The sequence below is a fragment of the Gordonibacter sp. 28C genome, assembly GCF_003339845.1.
Taxonomy (GTDB): Bacteria; Actinomycetota; Coriobacteriia; order Coriobacteriales; family Eggerthellaceae; genus Gordonibacter.
In genome coordinates this window covers 237,888-253,284 of the sequence record NZ_PPTR01000001.1, presented here as the reverse complement: position 1 = coordinate 253,284, position 15,397 = coordinate 237,888, and the positions used below count along the sequence as shown (strand labels likewise).

The 15,397-nt window shown below is 63.0% G+C and carries 14 protein-coding genes; 2 read left to right on the top strand and 12 right to left on the bottom strand.

Annotated elements, in window-relative coordinates; translation table 11 throughout:
* Positions 1 to 17: 17 nt before the first annotated feature.
* The 4 genes from C1878_RS01065 to C1878_RS01050 form a co-directional block, all read right to left on the bottom strand.
* Positions 18 to 1,397 (bottom strand): hemolysin family protein, encoded by a 1,380-nt coding sequence (locus C1878_RS01065; RefSeq protein ID WP_241963557.1) that lies wholly within the window; start codon positions 1,395 to 1,397, stop codon positions 18 to 20.
* A gap of 162 nt (positions 1,398 to 1,559) precedes the next feature.
* Positions 1,560 to 2,189 (bottom strand): hemolysin III family protein, encoded by a 630-nt coding sequence (locus C1878_RS01060; RefSeq protein WP_369833493.1) that lies wholly within the window; start codon positions 2,187 to 2,189, stop codon positions 1,560 to 1,562.
* A gap of 228 nt (positions 2,190 to 2,417) precedes the next feature.
* Positions 2,418 to 4,418 carry a PH domain-containing protein gene (locus C1878_RS01055; protein WP_241963555.1) on the bottom strand — a complete coding sequence of 667 codons (2,001 nt, stop codon included), beginning with the start codon at positions 4,416 to 4,418 and terminating at the stop codon, positions 2,418 to 2,420.
* Positions 4,418 to 4,906: a PH domain-containing protein gene (locus C1878_RS01050; protein ID WP_114599852.1), complete on the bottom strand. Its 489-nt coding sequence runs from the start codon at positions 4,904 to 4,906 to the stop codon at positions 4,418 to 4,420. Before C1878_RS01050 ends, C1878_RS01055 begins: the two co-directional genes overlap by 1 nt.
* A 232-nt stretch (positions 4,907 to 5,138) precedes the next feature.
* Here C1878_RS01050 and C1878_RS01045 point away from each other — a divergent pair, with 232 nt between their 5' ends.
* Positions 5,139 to 5,582 carry a GatB/YqeY domain-containing protein gene (locus C1878_RS01045; protein WP_114599851.1) on the top strand — a complete coding sequence of 148 codons (444 nt, stop codon included), beginning with the start codon at positions 5,139 to 5,141 and terminating at the stop codon, positions 5,580 to 5,582.
* Between the two features lie 105 nt (positions 5,583 to 5,687).
* Here C1878_RS01045 and C1878_RS01040 read toward each other — a convergent pair whose 3' ends face one another.
* Entirely contained in the window at positions 5,688 to 5,957 is a 270-nt protein-coding gene (locus tag C1878_RS01040) for a helix-turn-helix transcriptional regulator (protein ID WP_241963554.1), read from the bottom strand.
* Between the two features lie 94 nt (positions 5,958 to 6,051).
* On the opposite strand from C1878_RS01040, the gene C1878_RS01035 reads away from it, so the two are divergent.
* Positions 6,052 to 6,318, top strand: a complete 267-nt coding sequence (locus C1878_RS01035) for a helix-turn-helix domain-containing protein (RefSeq protein WP_114599850.1) — start codon at positions 6,052 to 6,054, stop codon at positions 6,316 to 6,318.
* Between the two features lie 96 nt (positions 6,319 to 6,414).
* Here the strand turns inward: C1878_RS01035 and C1878_RS01030 are convergent, their stop codons facing one another.
* The 7 genes from C1878_RS01030 to cydB form a co-directional block, all read right to left on the bottom strand.
* Positions 6,415 to 7,128: a response regulator transcription factor gene (locus tag C1878_RS01030; RefSeq protein ID WP_167510308.1), complete on the bottom strand. Its 714-nt coding sequence runs from the start codon at positions 7,126 to 7,128 to the stop codon at positions 6,415 to 6,417.
* A gap of 50 nt (positions 7,129 to 7,178) precedes the next feature.
* Entirely contained in the window at positions 7,179 to 8,843 is a 1,665-nt protein-coding gene (locus tag C1878_RS01025; protein WP_114599849.1) for a DUF3365 domain-containing protein, read from the bottom strand.
* 36 nt (positions 8,844 to 8,879) lie between these two features.
* Positions 8,880 to 9,554, bottom strand: a complete 675-nt coding sequence (locus C1878_RS01020) for a molecular chaperone (protein ID WP_114599848.1) — start codon at positions 9,552 to 9,554, stop codon at positions 8,880 to 8,882.
* A 79-nt stretch (positions 9,555 to 9,633) separates the two neighbouring features.
* Entirely contained in the window at positions 9,634 to 10,206 is a 573-nt protein-coding gene (locus C1878_RS01015) for a 4Fe-4S dicluster domain-containing protein (RefSeq protein ID WP_114599847.1), read from the bottom strand.
* 15 nt (positions 10,207 to 10,221) lie between these two features.
* Positions 10,222 to 12,849 carry a molybdopterin-dependent oxidoreductase gene (locus C1878_RS01010; protein ID WP_114599846.1) on the bottom strand — a complete coding sequence of 876 codons (2,628 nt, stop codon included), beginning with the start codon at positions 12,847 to 12,849 and terminating at the stop codon, positions 10,222 to 10,224.
* 240 nt (positions 12,850 to 13,089) lie between these two features.
* Positions 13,090 to 14,160, bottom strand: a complete 1,071-nt coding sequence (locus C1878_RS01005) for a DUF4190 domain-containing protein (protein WP_147272881.1) — start codon at positions 14,158 to 14,160, stop codon at positions 13,090 to 13,092.
* A 205-nt stretch (positions 14,161 to 14,365) separates the two neighbouring features.
* Complete coding sequence (cydB, locus tag C1878_RS01000; protein ID WP_199519269.1) at positions 14,366 to 15,397, bottom strand: cytochrome d ubiquinol oxidase subunit II; 1,032 nt, start codon at positions 15,395 to 15,397, stop codon at positions 14,366 to 14,368.

Here is a 15,397-nt window from a genome sequence, read left to right as displayed (position 1 = left end):
ATATGCGCCGCACCAGGTTACGCTCCGTGGCGCAAAGCGCTTCCGAAAGCGGGCTCCTCGTCGCGCACGTCTCCTGGTTCGCCGGTTCCGAACTCCTGAGAGACGCCCGGTCCAGCTTCGCGCGTCACCCGGATGTTCGAAATGCGCCTGCGTCGCATGGCCTGGATCTTGAACCGGTATCCACCGAGCTCGAACTCGTCCCCCACCTGGGGCACAATGTCTATCACGCCCATGAGCCATCCCGCTATCGTCTCGTAGTCGTCCGACTCGGTGACGGGCCAGCCCAGCTTGAGCGCGTCTTCCACGGGGAAGCGGCCGTCCACGAGCCACGTCCCGTCCGACAGCGGCGTGATGAACTTGTTCTCGATATCCGACTCGTCGATTATCTCGCCCACGATCTCCTCGACGATGTCCTCGACGGTGATCAAGCCGTCGGTGCCGCCGTACTCGTCGACCACGATGGCCATCTGCTGCCGGTTCGTCTGCATCTCGGAGAGCAAGGGAAAGAGGTCTTTCGTCTCCGGCACGAACATGGCCTCGTAAGCGTAAGCCTCCACCGGCTCGTTCTCCTTGCCGTCCATGAGAGGAGCCAGCAAGTCCTTGTAGTGCACGATGCCCACGATGCGGTCGATGTCCTCATGGTACACGGGCAGGCGCGAGTAGCCGGTGCCCCGCATGCGCTCCACCGCCTGGCGCACGGTCTCGACGTCCTCCACCAAGATCATGTCCACGCGCGGCTGCATGACCTCGTGCACGGTCATGTCGCCCAAGTCCAGGATGTCGTGGATCATGCGCTTCTCGTCGTCCAGCAGCTCGTCGTTGTCCGTGACCATGTACTTGATCTCTTCCTCGGACACGTTCTGCCGTTCGTCGGCGTCTTTAATGCGTAGCAGGCGCGACAAGCCGTTCGCAGAAGCCGAGGTCAGCGCCACGAGCGGACGAGCAACTTTCTGGAACACCATCAGGGGGCCGGCCACCGCCTTGCTCACGCGCTCGGCGTCGGCGAGCGCCATGCGCTTCGGCACGAGCTCGCCCACGACGATGCTCAAATACGATACGGCGAGCGTGATGAGCACCGGAGCCAAACCGGGGGCGATGAGCGTGATCCAATCGATGCCGAAGCCGGACATCCAGCGGGCAAGCGGGTCGGAAAGGTTCGTGGCGGCCGCGGCGGAGGCGAAGAAGCCCACGAGCGTGATGGCCACCTGGATGGTGGCCAGGAACTGTCCCGAATCGCTGGCCAGGCCAAGCGCGCGTTGGGCCTTCTTGTCGCCTTCGTCGGCATCCTTTTGCAGCAGCACGTGCTTGGCGTTGACCAGCGCCATCTCCGACATCGAAAAGTAGCCGTTTACCAAAACGAGCAGGAAGGTGACGACGATGCTGATACCTATGTCCATGTAAGCGAAGCTCACTCCTTAAGCGTTGCGGATGCGTGCGGGCCCGCCTTTGCGGTCCCGCGTTCGCGCTTACGCGCCTCGCCGGAGGAATGCGGTACGGAGGCCGCTTCCATCTCCGGCAACCGTGGGGCTGTCATGCCCGCGCGCTCGTGCACGCAACGGTTACATAATGTAGAACGCGATGGCGAGAAATTGGCACACGCTGCCGGCAAGCACCCACAGATGGAAGATCGAGTGCATGTACGGGATCTTCTTCAGCACGTAGAATACGCATCCCACCGTGTAGCACACGCCGCCGCCCACCAGCAGCCAAAGGCCCGGTGCGGGCAACGCGGCGATCAGCGCGGGAAGAAACCACACGACGCTCCATCCCAGCAGCAGGTAGAGCACGGCGGATATCCAGCGCGGGCGGAACACCCAGAACGCCTCGCAGGCCACGCCCGCGAGCGCGACGATCCACACGAACGCGCACAGCCACAGGCCGCCCGAATCGGCAAGCGAGATCAGGCAGAACGGCGTGTAGGAGCCGGCTATGAACAGGTAGATGCAGCTGTGATCAAGTATCTTGAAGATGCGCTTCGCCCGTTCGTCGGTGACGGCATGGTAGAGCGTGGACATGGTGTACTCGAGCAGCATCGTAAGCGTGTACACGAGCGCGGCGAACAGGTACACGCCGCCCCCGTCGTCCATGGCCCTGGTGACGAGCATGAAAATGGCCGCGATGGCCAACACGGCACCGGCGCCGTGCGTCACGGAGTTGGCGATCTCCTCGCCCGTCGTGTACTCGCGCACGTTGCGGTGCTTGTTCGCAGCGCTGGCCGACGCGCGCGACACTCGGTTGCGACGCGTATGGGCTTCGGCAGAGTCAGGCGTTATGGGCTGCGACGGCGTTCGCTCGGGGGCAGGATTCGACGCATGATGAGGAGCGGCTTCGTCCAAGGAAGCCGCCGAGGAGGACGAGTCGGGGGTGGTACTTCGACCGTCCCGGGCGTCAGATGTCGCAGGCACGTTCATGGTGCATTACTCTACCACATTTCCTCGCGGCTTGAGCCATTCGAGCCATCTGCGGGCATCTTCTTCACAGACGTCGATCAGACGGACGGTCGTGCCGCCCACGCCCGCCGCCGTGCGGGCGTTGACCGTGACCGTGCGGGCGCGTCGCTGGAACGGGTTCGTCCTCGCAAAGCCGTACTGTATCTTCTTGCGCGGGAAGCTCACGGTCTCGCGCGCGAAACCGCCGTTGCTCACCTGCATGAACCTCTCGTTGTACGCGAAGCCGGACCCGCGGAACCACAGGATCGCGCCCACGATGTCCAGCGCGAACAGCACGATGCACAGGGCATAGCCGATGAAGGCACCCGTGTTGAGATAGAACAGCGCCGTCAGTCCGTCTGCGTTCGGCGGAATGAACGCGTTGGCGCACAATTGGCCGACGATGATGAGGATTGCAAGCCAAAAGCCGCTGCCTTGGATGATTCCGCGCCGGATGAGCGCGCGGCGCAAAGCCACCGGCGCGACGGGCGTGCTCTCGACCGGCACGTCGGCGAACTCGGGCACCAGTCCCGCCAGGATTTCGGGCACGCGGCTCATCTTCACGAACGGGTGCACGACCAGCCCCGGGCTCAGGCTCTTCTGCTGCTCCTCCGAGTTCTCGGCCACCGCGTCGATCTTGCCGAGCGAAAGCTCGCAGTAGCCCAGCAAACGGCGGATGAAGCTCTGCTTGACGATGACGGACTGCACGCGGTCCACGCTGACGCCCTGGAAGCGGTGCTGCAGCAAACCGTGCTCCACCTCGATGCGGTTGTCGCGTCGGCAGGCGCGGAAGCCGCCGAACGAGAGGCAGGTGCCGACGATGGAGAACAGCCACACCACCGCCGTCACCGCAAGCAGCAGCACGGCTCCGGCGGCGATGAGGTTGCCACCGAACAGCTGCGACCCTGCTGAAAGCAGCTGGCCGACAAACGGATCGAAGCGCCCGGCCACCAGAGGGGCCATCTGGCCCGCGATTTGGGCGGCGCCGCCCAGAAGACCGATGACGATAAGCACGAACGCCGTGTTGTTGGACAGGCCCGTGAACACGAGCTCCTTGTTGCTCAGCCCGTACTCGTACGTCACCTGCCCCGTGTCCACGGCCGAGCCGCCGAACACACCGCGCACGTCCGTCCATATCTCGGCAGGCGCGTCCAGCACGTTGCGGGGAGCCTGCGCTCCCGCGGCGACCGCCTGCGCGGCGGCGCCGGCCTGCGGCAGCACCACGCCGCTCGCCGCCGCCACGGCCACGGCCGCCTCTTGGGGCGCCATGCCGCCCTGCACGGCCGCGGCGTACTGCTTGCGCGCGAACAGCTCCGCGCGCAGCTGCTCGGCCTGCGCTTTCTGCACGTACGGCACCGTCACGGCCTTGTTCGACGAGCCGCCTGCCGTATCGATGCTCACCGAGCACACGCCGAACACGCGCTGGAGCAGCGAGGCGCGCTGGTCGACCGACTGGATGCGTTGGTAGGGCACGTGCACGCGCTTCTTGTTGAAGATGCCCGAGTACAGGTTGAACTCCTCGGCACCCAGCTCGTAGTACAAGTGCTTGTACGACAACCACTGGAAAAGGGCGATCACAGCCACGATGAGCACAAGGCTTCCCACGGCGACGCCGATCACCAACAAGAGGATGGGCAGGTCGCTTCCGATGCGATCCCCCTCCGCCAGGGCCCCCATGATGCTGGAGAAGCCCGAAATGAGCATCACGACGAAGATGGCGATACCCGCCTGCATGCTTCCGAGCCAAATGTAGCTGTGATGCACGTGGTACCGCCGTGGCTCCTGCGGGTCTTGCGCCGGCTGCTGAGGATAGGGTTGGCCGTAAGATGCGGGCTGCTGCCCCGGGCCGGGCGCGTAGGGGTCGGGATACGGCGGCTGCTGCGCGGCGTACGGGTTTTGGCCGTAGGGAGGCTGGCCGTACTGCGGCTGACCGTAAGGTTGCGGCTGCGGCTGGGCCGGCTGCGGGGGCTGCTGAGGACTCTGGGTCATCACACGTCCTCCTGCGCGAGGCGAGCGAGCTCGGCTGCCTTGTCGCGCAGCTGCTCGGCGGTCTGCACGTCCAAGCCGGGGATCTCGTGCTCGCCGGCGGCCGTGGCCACCGTCACGCTCGACAGGCCGAACGCGCGCAGGATGGGTCCTTGGCGCGTGTCGGTGTTCTGCACGCGGATGAACGGGATGATGAAGCGCTTGCGCCACACGATGCCGCGCGCGATGTCCAGGTAGTCGTCCGAAAGCTCGTAGCGCCAACGGGCAAAACGAATGGGAGGAAGCACAACCAACCAAATGATCAGGCACAGCGCATACAGTCCGGCGACGATCGCCAATATCGCGAGCAGCCAGCCCGCAGGCTCGACCGCCATCGCGATGGCGAACGGCACAAAGCAAATCAGAAAAAGCAGGGTGAGCCATATGGCGTCGTTGATGCGCCACACGCGCTTGATCTTCGGATTGAGCTGGTTGACGGGCAAATCTCTCATAAATGTCCTTTGCTCGAAGGATATGCCAAACCATCATATCAAAGCGTTGGGATATTCCCGTTGCGGCCGACATACTTGTAACAATGTTTTTGCATGCTCCACCCGCCTGTTCGCCTGCAGCGCACGACAGATGTGAAAAACGCCTGCCTCGCCTTGTCGGCCGGCTTGCGCCGTAAGGTATACTCGAACGCAAGACACCGACCGACGACGCAACGACGAAAGCGAGGCCAGCATGAAGTACGACGAGCTCAAAGACGAGATCAAGGCCGCTATGAAGGCCAAGGACAAGCCCCGGTTGTCCATTTTGAGGCAAGTGCATGGGGAGATAAAGAACATCGAGGTGAACGAGCGGCGCGACATCGTCGACGCCGATGTCGACGCCATGCTCAAGCGCCTGATCAAGCAGACGAAGGAGACGCTGGACGGCTCTATCAAGGCCGCCAACGATCAAGAGCGCACCGACACGCTGGCCGCCCAGGTGTCCATTCTGGAAAGCTACCTGCCCAAGCAGGTGACAGGCGAAGAGCTTGACGCGCTCATCGACGAGGTGCTCGCCGAAACGGGCGCTGCGACGAAGAAGGACATGGGACGCGTCATGGGCGCCCTCACGCAGAAAACCGCCGGAAATTTCGACAAGGCGGCAGCCGCCAAAACGCTGGGGCAGCGTCTCGCGTAGCCCCAGCGGGCACCTTCACCGCACGACACAGCAGAACCAACGCCGGAGGTGGAACCCGCTTCCGCCTCCGAGTTCAAAACACGCGACCCGTCACACCCGCTCGACTCAACGCAGTTCGACGGGATAGCACACGATATCCCCCTCCGTCAAATCCTCGGCCGGCTTGAACGCCAGCAGATCACCCGGCTGGCACCCCAGGCATTCGCATAACGGATCCAGCGTCGAAAACCTCACCGCTCTGATCTTGCCGACTTTCATGTGAGACAGGTTGACGTTCGTGATTCCCACTTTAGCAGCGAGATCGTTCAAAGACATCGTCTTTTCGCGCATCACCCTATCCAGAGTAACCACTATAGGCATTTCGATAACCGCCATCGTCGTCTACCGTCAGACCCCCACGCGAGCAACACCCCGGTTATGACTGGATATATGCCGCCATCGCTTCTTCATCATAACATACGCTGATCCCATGGAGCGCAACTCGAAAACCGATGGAACCCCCAACGTCAAGCCTGATATGGGCCGTCGACTTCGTGCGTACCGGACGCGCGAAGGCCTGTCGATTCGCAGGCTCGCGCTCATGACCGGAGTCGACCGCACCAGCATCAACGACATCGAGCTCGGCCGGCTCAACACCACCGTCGACACGCTATCGAAGCTAGCGGACGGGCTCGGCATCGAGCTGGGCATGCTCTTCGTTGACGAGGATCGCATCGTTCCCAAGAACAAAGGGTAAGCGACCAACCGCCGGTCGTAGCTGAACTTTGCGAACGCGGGCGGGAAAACAGCTTCCCTCCACAGGTTCCGCCCGAACGCGACCGAACCTGTGCGCCTACCGGCGCTCGGCGAACTTGTAGCCCACGCGCCACACGGTGAGCAGGTACTGGGGCTGGGACGGGTTGTCCTCGATCTTCTCGCGTATCTTGCGCATGAACACGGTGATGCTGCTCTCGTCCACCTCGCTGTCCTCGCCCCAGATGTGCGCGAATATCTGCGCGCGCGTGAACACCTGGCCGGGGTTGGCCGCCAGAAGCGCCAGGATCTCGAACTTCTTGGCCGTGAGATCGACCTTCTGCCCGCGCAGACGCACCTCGTATTGGTTGAAGAACACCTCCAAATCGCCCGTCGAAGAGCTGCCCTCGCGGTTCACGGCCTTCGCGAACGAGAGGTCTTCCTTGTGGCGGCGCAGATGCGCTTCGATGCGCAGCAGCAGCTCATCGGGGCTGAACGGCTTCACCACGTAGTCGTCGCCGCCGGCCTTGAAGCCGATGCTCTTGTCCACGATGTCGCCCTTCGCCGACAGGAACACGATGGGAATGCGCCGGCCGTCCTCGCGCATGCGGCGGCACACGTCGAAGCCGTTCATGCCCGGCATCATCACGTCGAGCAGCAGCAGATCGGGCTTCTCGGCGGCGAGCACGGCAAGGCCCTCCTCGCCGTCGAACGCCGCGCAAAACGCGTAACCCGCATCCTCCACGATGCGCCTCATGAGCACGTGCAGGCTCTCGTCGTCATCGATGAGCATCACTTTCGCCGCATTCGCCATACGTCCCCCTTCGCCTCGTTCAACGCGCCCCGCCCGCAACCTCATCGCGCTCAGCCGCAATCCACGCCATCCACCGGTATGCGCACCGTGAACACGCTGCCGCCCCCCGGTTCGCTCTCCACCGAGATGGTGCCCCCGTGCATCTCGGCGTACTCCTTCGCCAGCGACAGCCCCAAGCCCGTGCCGTTGTAGCTGCGCGATGCCGACGAGTCCGCTTGCACGAAGCGATCGAAGATGCGCCGCTGGTCTTTCTTCGCGATGCCGATGCCCGTGTCCGCCACGCGCATCCACACCTGCCCGCATTCGGGATGGTAGCTGATGGACAGGCGCACGGTACCGCCCTCCAGCGTGAACTTCACCGCATTGCCGCAGAGGTTCTCGAGCACGTGGCGCAGTTTTTCGAAATCGGCCGTAACCAACGGCACGTCCGGATCGATGTCGCAGACGAACGCGATGTCCTTGCGGTTCGCTAGCGGCTGCACCACGGCTTGGACCATGCCGACGACGTCGCCCAGGTCTACCGTTTCCATGTTCATCTCTATTCTGCCGGCGTCGAGCCGACTCATTTCCAGTATGTCGTTGATCATGAGCAGCAGCGCGCGGCTGTTCGCCTCTATCTCGCGCCGCGTTTCCGCTTCCTTCTCGTCGGCGGGGTCGCTGTTGCGGTTCAACAGCTCCGTGAACGCGATGATGGACGTGAGGGGCGTGCGCAGCTCGTGGCTCATCATGGCTAGGAACTCCGACTTGTAGCGGTTCTCGTCGCGCAGCCGCTCGTTGGCCTCTTCCAGTTGGGCGCGCTGCCGCTCGAGCACGGCGTTCGCCTGGGCCAACTGGGCGGTGCGGTCCTGCACCTGCGTTTCGAGGTTGTTGTAGATGCCGGCCAGTTCGTGGGCCATCTCGTTGAACTCGGTCATGAGCGTGTTCATCTCGCGCGACGACTCGGTGTGCGCGAGCTCCACGTCCAGATCGCCCGTCTGGATGCGCTCGACGCCCGCCTGGATCTTCTGCAGGGGGCGCGTGACGAGGTAGGTGAGCGCCAGGTAGATGATGACCAGGCACACGACCAGCATGCCGCCGAAGAAGATGACGTCCTGGACCACGGCGTTCTTCTCGCTGTCCATGTACACGTCGAGCGGAATGACGATGCTGATGGCACCGCCCACGTCGCCGTTCTTCCACCCTTCCTTGGCGTAACCGGTCACGTCGATCTCGCCCGCCGGCTCGCCGTGGCAGTCGAGGCAGTTCTCCTCGATGCGCATGGGGGCCGAATAGCGGAACACCTCTTCGCCTTGGAACTCGGTGATCTGGTAGTACTCGCGACATTCGGGGTCTGCGTAGAACGCGTCGAGCGCGACGGCCTCGAACTCGTCGGGCTGGTCGGAGGCGTTGCGCGGGTTGAAGTTCACGAAGCGCGTGGTGTAGGAGGACTGCGAGGTGAACAGCTGGCCGATGCTGCGGCCCACGATGGCGCAGTGCAGCCCTTGGTACACGCCGTCTTCCGTATAGGATATCTGCTCGAGGCGGTACTGGTTCGACGCCATGAACTCCCACACGGCGTCCATCTGCTGCGTGAGCACCATGCCCTTCTCGCGCAGCTCGTTCTCCATCTGGGCGCGCTTGTTCTCGGACGTCCATGCGAGGTTCGCCACCAAGGAGATGGCTATCAGCGCGATGATCAGTCCCGCGAACTTCGTCTTCAGCTTGATGTTCCCCATGACGCTCCCCTCCCCCTCTGGCGTCGTGGCGCGTCCTCACTCCAGGGACAGCAGCTCCTCCAGCACGTCGACGTCGCGCGCGCACACCAGCGCGGCCAACGCCGCGAACGACGGGTAGAAAGAGCTTACCTTACCATAGGCGCGCAGCTGGTCAGCGAACGATTTCACCCACACGAGAAGATGGTTCTGCAGGAAATCGAGCTGGATGCGCGCAAGCTCCCCCACGTGGGCACCGTCGGCTTCGGCATAGGCCTCGCCCATGCGGTCCGCAAGCGCCTCCATGAACGCGAGTTCGATGGCAAGATGGTCGTCGGCCTCGTGCGGATAGCCGACCGCCTGGAATCCGGCCGCACGGTACGCCTCGCGCACGGCCAAGGTGCTTTTCTGGAACAAAAGCGGCTCGCCGGAGACGAACACCGACTCCCATGGCGGAGCCGGCAGCTTCCCCGGCCCGATGAGCAGCTTCGTGTATTCGCCGCGCAGCTGCTCAAGCGCACCGGAGCCCTCGGCGGCCAATGCGGCGATACCGCGCTGCAACAAGGCTCCCTCGCCTCGCTCGTCGTCCAGCAACGAGCATTCCTCTTGGGTGTGGGCGTCCGAGACGACGGCAAGAAAAGCCTCGTCGGGCTCGGTCGCAAACGCACGGCTCAAGTATGCATAGAGAAAACTGCGATTGACCAGCAGCAGGGCAACCGCTTCGTCGTTAGCCATAGGGAAACATCTCCTCATCCGGGACGCAGGGCCGCAGCAAAGGGAGGGAGGGTTTTGCTGCGGCCCCTTGTCGGGAAACTCAGAAGGTCAGAGGGGTGTATGCGGTTTCGAGCGCCGCCGGTTTGGCTTGGATCGCCACCGAGGGCTCCGTCTTGGGCTCGGGCAGGATGGCGATCTGGTTCACCGCGTCGGGATGGGCGGCGCGCAGCTCGTCGATGGGACCGAACTCGAGCGCCCGCATGGGACAGGCCGCGACGCAGGCCGGGTTCTCGCCGTTCTCACGCAGCGGCTTGCATGCGTCGCACTTGTGCGTGCGCTTGAGGGACGGGATGTACTTCGGAACGCCGTAGGGACAGGCTTTCACGCAGTACTCGCACCCGATGCACTTCTCGTCGTCATGCTGCACCGTGCCGTCTTCCTCGTCGATGTACATGGCTGCGTTCGGACAGACCGCCACGCATTCCGGCTTCTCGCAGTGGTTGCACGAACCCGAATAATGATAGGGATGCACGTCGGGATAGGTTCCCGCCTCGTAATCGGTCGCCTGACGGAAAAATATACCGGCTTCGAGATCGTTTTTGTCCTTGCACGCAACCTGGCAGGTCCTGCAGCCGATGCAGGCTTCCATGTTGAAGTAAAATCCTTGCCTCATCTTCAGTCACCCTCTCTAGTTCTGCGCCGCGGGAATGCGCGCGGGCAATTCGGCGTCCGGCGTCAGGGCTTCGCTGTACTTCTCGATGTTGCAGATGCAGGTGTTCCAACCCGAAACGCCTTGGCCCGACTGGATCTGGCCGGTGAGGATGTTGTCCGAACCGGCGCGGTCGATGCCGGTCGACTCGTCCATATCCACCCAAGCGCCGTGGGGCAGGCCGACAACGCCGGGTATGAAACGGTTGCTGAGGCTGGCCACGCGCAGGCACTTGCCATGGGGGCTCGTCAGCAGCACGGTGTCGCCGTCGGCGATTCCCTTCGCCTTCGCGTCCTCGGCGTTCAGGAACACCGGGTTGTGCCAGGTTTCCCTCAGCCAGGACACGTTGTCGAACACGGTGTGGGAGCGGCGGAGGTAATGGGGGTTGTAGAGCTGGAAGGGGTAATCGCCCTTGACGCCTCCGGCGAAGTCCTTGAACGTGGCCTCGTAGCCCTCTTGCGGCGGAATGTACGTGGGAATGGCCTCGATTTTGCTGTAACCGATGGCGTTGATGGAATCGCGCAGGGCCTTGGAGTAGATTTCCTGCTTTCCGCTTGCGGTTTCGAGCGGGTTCGCCACCGGATCTGCCACGAACTTCTCGTAGGCGATGGACCCGTAGCCGTCTCCCTCGCTGCGGGGAATCTGGTAGATGCCCGTTTCGATGAGTTCCTTCATCGCGATGGCGCCTTCTTGCGGCTCGCCCTCGCAGCCCCACTCGGCGATGTCGTCGGCGGTTATCGTGACCAGCTTGCCCTTCTCGCCCGCCTCGTTCACGACGTACGCGTCCACGAACTGGTTGAACAGCCGCTGTTTCACGTCTATCGGATACACTTCCTGCGGGTCGAGGCCCAGACGCTTCCCGATCTCCGTGGCGATCTCCTCGTCGGAAAGGCACTCGTACATACGGTCGATGACCTTCGTGTGGTAGATCAGGGCTTCGCGGTTGCCCTGCAGGAAGCCGCCTTCCTTCTCCCAATACGATTCGATGGGAAGCACGATGTCGGAGTAGTTCGCGTTCGTCGTCATGAACAGCGAGTGCGTGACCACGAGGTCGACCTTGCGATGGGCCTCGATGCCCTTCGTCTGCCCCTCGATGGTTTGCAGCTTGGCGTTCATGCTGTCATGGTAGATAAGCTTGATATCCACGTCGCGCGCCTCACCGGGCACCTTTTTGGTGGAAGCGCCGGCGTAGGTGTACGATCCGTCCGAGATGGCGTTCCAGAGCTCGGTGTCGTTGATGTTCTCCGTGCCCGAGAGCGGGTTCTTTATCGAGGGGAGGCCGTCCTTGCCGGCACCCACCAAGTAGGCGCCGCCGCTGAACGAGCGGGAATGGCACGAAAGACCGCACATATGGCCCGACTTGCCGAAGTGCCCGCCCATGGCTCCCAGCGTCATGACGAGCTGGGGCAGGCAGTCCGCGTTGTGCGTGCGGGCCGACGCCCATGCCAGCAAAATGCTGACCTTGTTGTTCTTGCCGATGAGCTCGGCCAAATACCGGATGTTCTCAGGGCTGGCGCCGCATATGCTCGAAGCCCATTCCGGCGTCTTCGGGGTGCCGTCGAACGTTCCCAACACGTAGTCCTTGAAGTTGCCGTTGGGGTCCTCGCCCTCGGGCATGTGGTCCGCGTCGAAACCGACCGTATGGGTGTTGAGATAGTCCCAATCGACAAGCTGCTTCTCCGCGTCCATCTCGAGCATGGCGTTCGCAATGCCCAGGAACAGCGCCATATCGGTCGAGGGGCGACAGGGAATCCATTCGGCATCGACGAGGGCGTACGAGTCGTTGTAGAAGGGATCGACGGCCACGAACTTCGCGCCCGCCTTCTTGATTTGAAGCAAGTGGTACGCCGGATTGCCGGCCGACGACCATGCGGGGTTCGTTCCGAACATCACCACCGTGTCGCTGTTGCGCATGTCCAAGCGGTCGTTGATGCCCTCGTCGGGTTGCGGCGAAATGCCCACCACGCCCGGCGTGTAGGTCCATGCGCCGCGCGACGTGGTGCCCCAGTGACCGATGTAGCCGCCGTACAGGCTCAGGAACTTCGAAACCTCGCCGCCGTCGGCGAACAGCGCGCGGTTGCCGTGCTGGTCGACGATGCGCTTGACCTCGTCGGCTATGTAGTCGTAGGCTTCGTCCCAGCTGATGCGCTCCCACTCGTCTTTGCCGCGCATGTCGCCATGGGCGTTCTCGCCGCCACCAGGCTGCCAGCTCTTGCGCTTCATGGGGTACTTCAACCGGTCGGCCGCAAGCACGTGGTTGCGCTGCGCGCGTCCGCGCACGCACGCCCTTTGCTGGGGATAATCGGGAGAATCCTCATGCGTGTCGTCGGTCTTCTGGCGAATGACGACCCCGTCCTTCACCAGCGCCTTGTTAACGCATCGGCCGCCGCAGTTGTGCCAGCACGCCGCCGTCACCCACTGGCCCTCGGTGATGTTCCTCGTCACGACCTCGGGTTGGTCGTCCTTCTTCTCCGGCTTTTCTTTTGCGGCGCACCCGACCAAGCCTCCGCCCACGGCCAGCGCAGCCGTGGCCGCGGCGCCCGCTTTGACGAATCCCCTTCGGCTCATCGTCGAAGACTGCCGAACCTTCTCCACGTAGTTCGCCATCTTTCCTCCTCTTGCTTGAATCTCCCCCTAGAGAATCGACACGTTCCGTGTCTACCTGCGAGATTACAAACTTGAAACATTAATAGCAATGCTCGCTACCTTGAATGTTTCTTAAGAAGATGTTTCCCGATTATTAATGATGGGCTTGCTCGTGGTTTGCCGTGAACGCAAGAAAGCGGGCCGCGATGGACCCGCTTTCCCTTATACGCAGTTTGCCGGCGGACGCCGGTTCGGTACGAACTAGATCGTGCCGAACAGATAGCTCATCTCGTCGGACCACGACTCCTCGTCGACGGTCCATGCACCGTCCTTCTTGGTCAGGTCGAGGCTGACGTAGTTGTCGGTCATGTCCGTGGTTTTGTCCATGGCGGCTTTGAACAACTCGCCGAGCTTGGCCTTCACGGCGGCTTCGTCCATAGATCCGGCCTCGACGGAATTGGCGAAAGCCTGCGCGTCGACCATGAACGTGGACGCGAAGGCGTACGCGTCGCGCATGGTCACGTCGGCGTACACGGCGCCCGTATCGTCGCTGTACGTGTATGCGCCGTCGAGTTCGTAATCGAAGTCGGCGAGCAGCCACTGGGCGAACGCCACAGGGTCGACGCCCAGCTCGGAGAGGCTGTAGCCGGAGCTGGCCGAGAACTCGGCGTCAAGATCGGTCGCCAGCTTCTGCACGAACGCCGCATCCTCGTTCTTCAGCTTGTCGAGTTCGGTTTGAACCGCCGCTTCCGCCTGCTTCTCGTCTTCGGTCTTCTCGAAGTACGAACTCGAATCCGAGTAGGAGGAGCCGTTGTTCGTCACCGTGACCGCATCGGGGTGGGCGGCCACGTAGGCAAGCGCGCCGAAACCGATAACCATGTACAGGATGAACGACAACACGGACAGCACGATGCCGATGATGCCGCACACTTTGCCGCCCGTGGCCTTGCCGTCCTTGCCGGCCTCCTTCACGGCCTTCACCGCAAGCACGATGGCGACGATGCCCAAAATGATGCTGGGCAGAATAGTCCCGGCTAGCAAGATGGCGAAGATACCGCACACCAACGCGGCCGTGGCCTTGCCGCTTTTCACCGGAGGCTGCTGGTAGTAACCGGGCATGGGCTGGCCGTACGGGTTCACCGGCTGGCCGTTGAGGTTCACGGGTTGGCCGGGCGCTGTCGGCTGAGGCTGCGCATAAGGCTGCGCAGGCGGTTCCTGACCCGGGGCGGGGGGAGGCGGCGTAGACGACGGGTAAGGCGCGCCGACCGGCTCGGGCTGCTGAGGCTGGGGAGCATCGGGCGCGGGAGTGGGCTGATCTTGATTGTCTGCCACGATCGTTCCTCTCTGGTTAGGTTCACGGTTAATCAACACCCTGCCACTATACTATAGAGAAGAAAAGGGCCGGCTCGAAAATCGAGCCGGTCTTGGCGTTTCGCGTATTTTGTTACTTTTGCAACGATCGCGTCCCGAGGCATCGCTGCGAGGTTCGCGGTAAGCGCGGCTCGCCGAATCGTCGCCGACGAGCCGCGTCGATCGCTTAGTAATGGGCCAGATCGTCTTCCTTGATGCGGCCGCGGAACGTGCGGTAGATGATCACGTGGTACACCAGCACCAGCGGCAGGCCCACGCACGTGATTATGGTCATCCACATGAGCGAGAGCTCGGACGACGCGGCGCTCATGAGCGTGATGGAGGGGCCGATGCTGTCGGCCGAAGCCACCACCAGGTTCGGGAACATGGACGCTGCCAGCAGGCCCACCAGGACGAACGCCGACACCGACTGTCCGAGGAACGCGCCCTTGTCGCAGTCCTTCTTCTTCGCCAGCACGATGGACGCCGCGATGCCGGCGACGAACAGGATGGCGAACAGCCAGCGCGCCACGCCCAGCAACGGCTCCATGTCGGGCTGGATGACGAAGTGCCCGTACACCGACACGCACAGGAACAGCACGAGCGCTGCGATCTGCAGCGGCAGGCGCAGCTTCGCCGCACGGGCTTGCAAATCGGAGGGCTTCGGCGCCTTGAGAGCTATCCACGTGGCGCCCGCCGCCATGAACATGGCCAGCCCCAGCAGGCCGCACAGCAGCGTGAACGGGGTTATGAGGCCCAGCAGCGGCATGCCGTTGTAGTTGCCCGCCGCGTCCATGGGGATGCCCGCGTAGATGTTGCCCACGGCCACGCCCAAAAGCAGCGCCGGCAAGAGCGACCCCACGAAGAAGCAGCCGTCCCACACCTTCCCGTACTTTTTGTCATGTCCGCGGTACTCGAGCGAAACCGCACGCACGATCAGGCCGAACAGCACCAGCATAACCGCGAGGTAGAACCCGGAGAACGTGGTGGCGTAGGCGGGGGCGAACGCCGCGAACAGCGCGCCGCCGGCGGTGAGCAGCCACACCTCGTTGCCATCCCATACCGGGCCTATGCTCCGGCGCACCACGGCTTTGTCATGGTCGTCCTTCGCCACGAACGGATACAGCACGCCCGCACCCAGATCGAACCCGTCGAGCACGAAGTAACCGGCGATGAGCACGAAGATCAGGAAGAACCACAGCACGTTGAAGAAAGTCAT

Bases quoted from the DNA above. Each gene is read 5' to 3' on its own strand.
- C1878_RS01065 (WP_241963557.1), bottom strand. From the start codon at position 1,397: ATGGACATAGGTATCAGCATCGTCGTCACCTTCCTGCTCGTTTTGGTA.
- C1878_RS01055 (WP_241963555.1), bottom strand. From the start codon at position 4,418: ATGACCCAGAGTCCTCAGCAGCCCCCGCAGCCGGCCCAGCCGCAGCCG.
- C1878_RS01050 (WP_114599852.1), bottom strand. From the start codon at position 4,906: ATGAGAGATTTGCCCGTCAACCAGCTCAATCCGAAGATCAAGCGCGTG.
- C1878_RS01045 (WP_114599851.1), top strand. From the start codon at position 5,139: ATGAAGTACGACGAGCTCAAAGACGAGATCAAGGCCGCTATGAAGGCC.
- C1878_RS01040 (WP_241963554.1), bottom strand. From the start codon at position 5,957: ATGGCGGTTATCGAAATGCCTATAGTGGTTACTCTGGATAGGGTGATG.
- C1878_RS01035 (WP_114599850.1), top strand. From the start codon at position 6,052: ATGGAGCGCAACTCGAAAACCGATGGAACCCCCAACGTCAAGCCTGAT.
- C1878_RS01030 (WP_167510308.1), bottom strand. From the start codon at position 7,128: ATGGCGAATGCGGCGAAAGTGATGCTCATCGATGACGACGAGAGCCTG.
- C1878_RS01025 (WP_114599849.1), bottom strand. From the start codon at position 8,843: ATGGGGAACATCAAGCTGAAGACGAAGTTCGCGGGACTGATCATCGCG.
- C1878_RS01020 (WP_114599848.1), bottom strand. From the start codon at position 9,554: ATGGCTAACGACGAAGCGGTTGCCCTGCTGCTGGTCAATCGCAGTTTT.
- C1878_RS01015 (WP_114599847.1), bottom strand. From the start codon at position 10,206: ATGAGGCAAGGATTTTACTTCAACATGGAAGCCTGCATCGGCTGCAGG.
- C1878_RS01010 (WP_114599846.1), bottom strand. From the start codon at position 12,849: ATGGCGAACTACGTGGAGAAGGTTCGGCAGTCTTCGACGATGAGCCGA.
- cydB (WP_199519269.1), bottom strand. From the start codon at position 15,397: ATGACTTTCTTCAACGTGCTGTGGTTCTTCCTGATCTTCGTGCTCATC.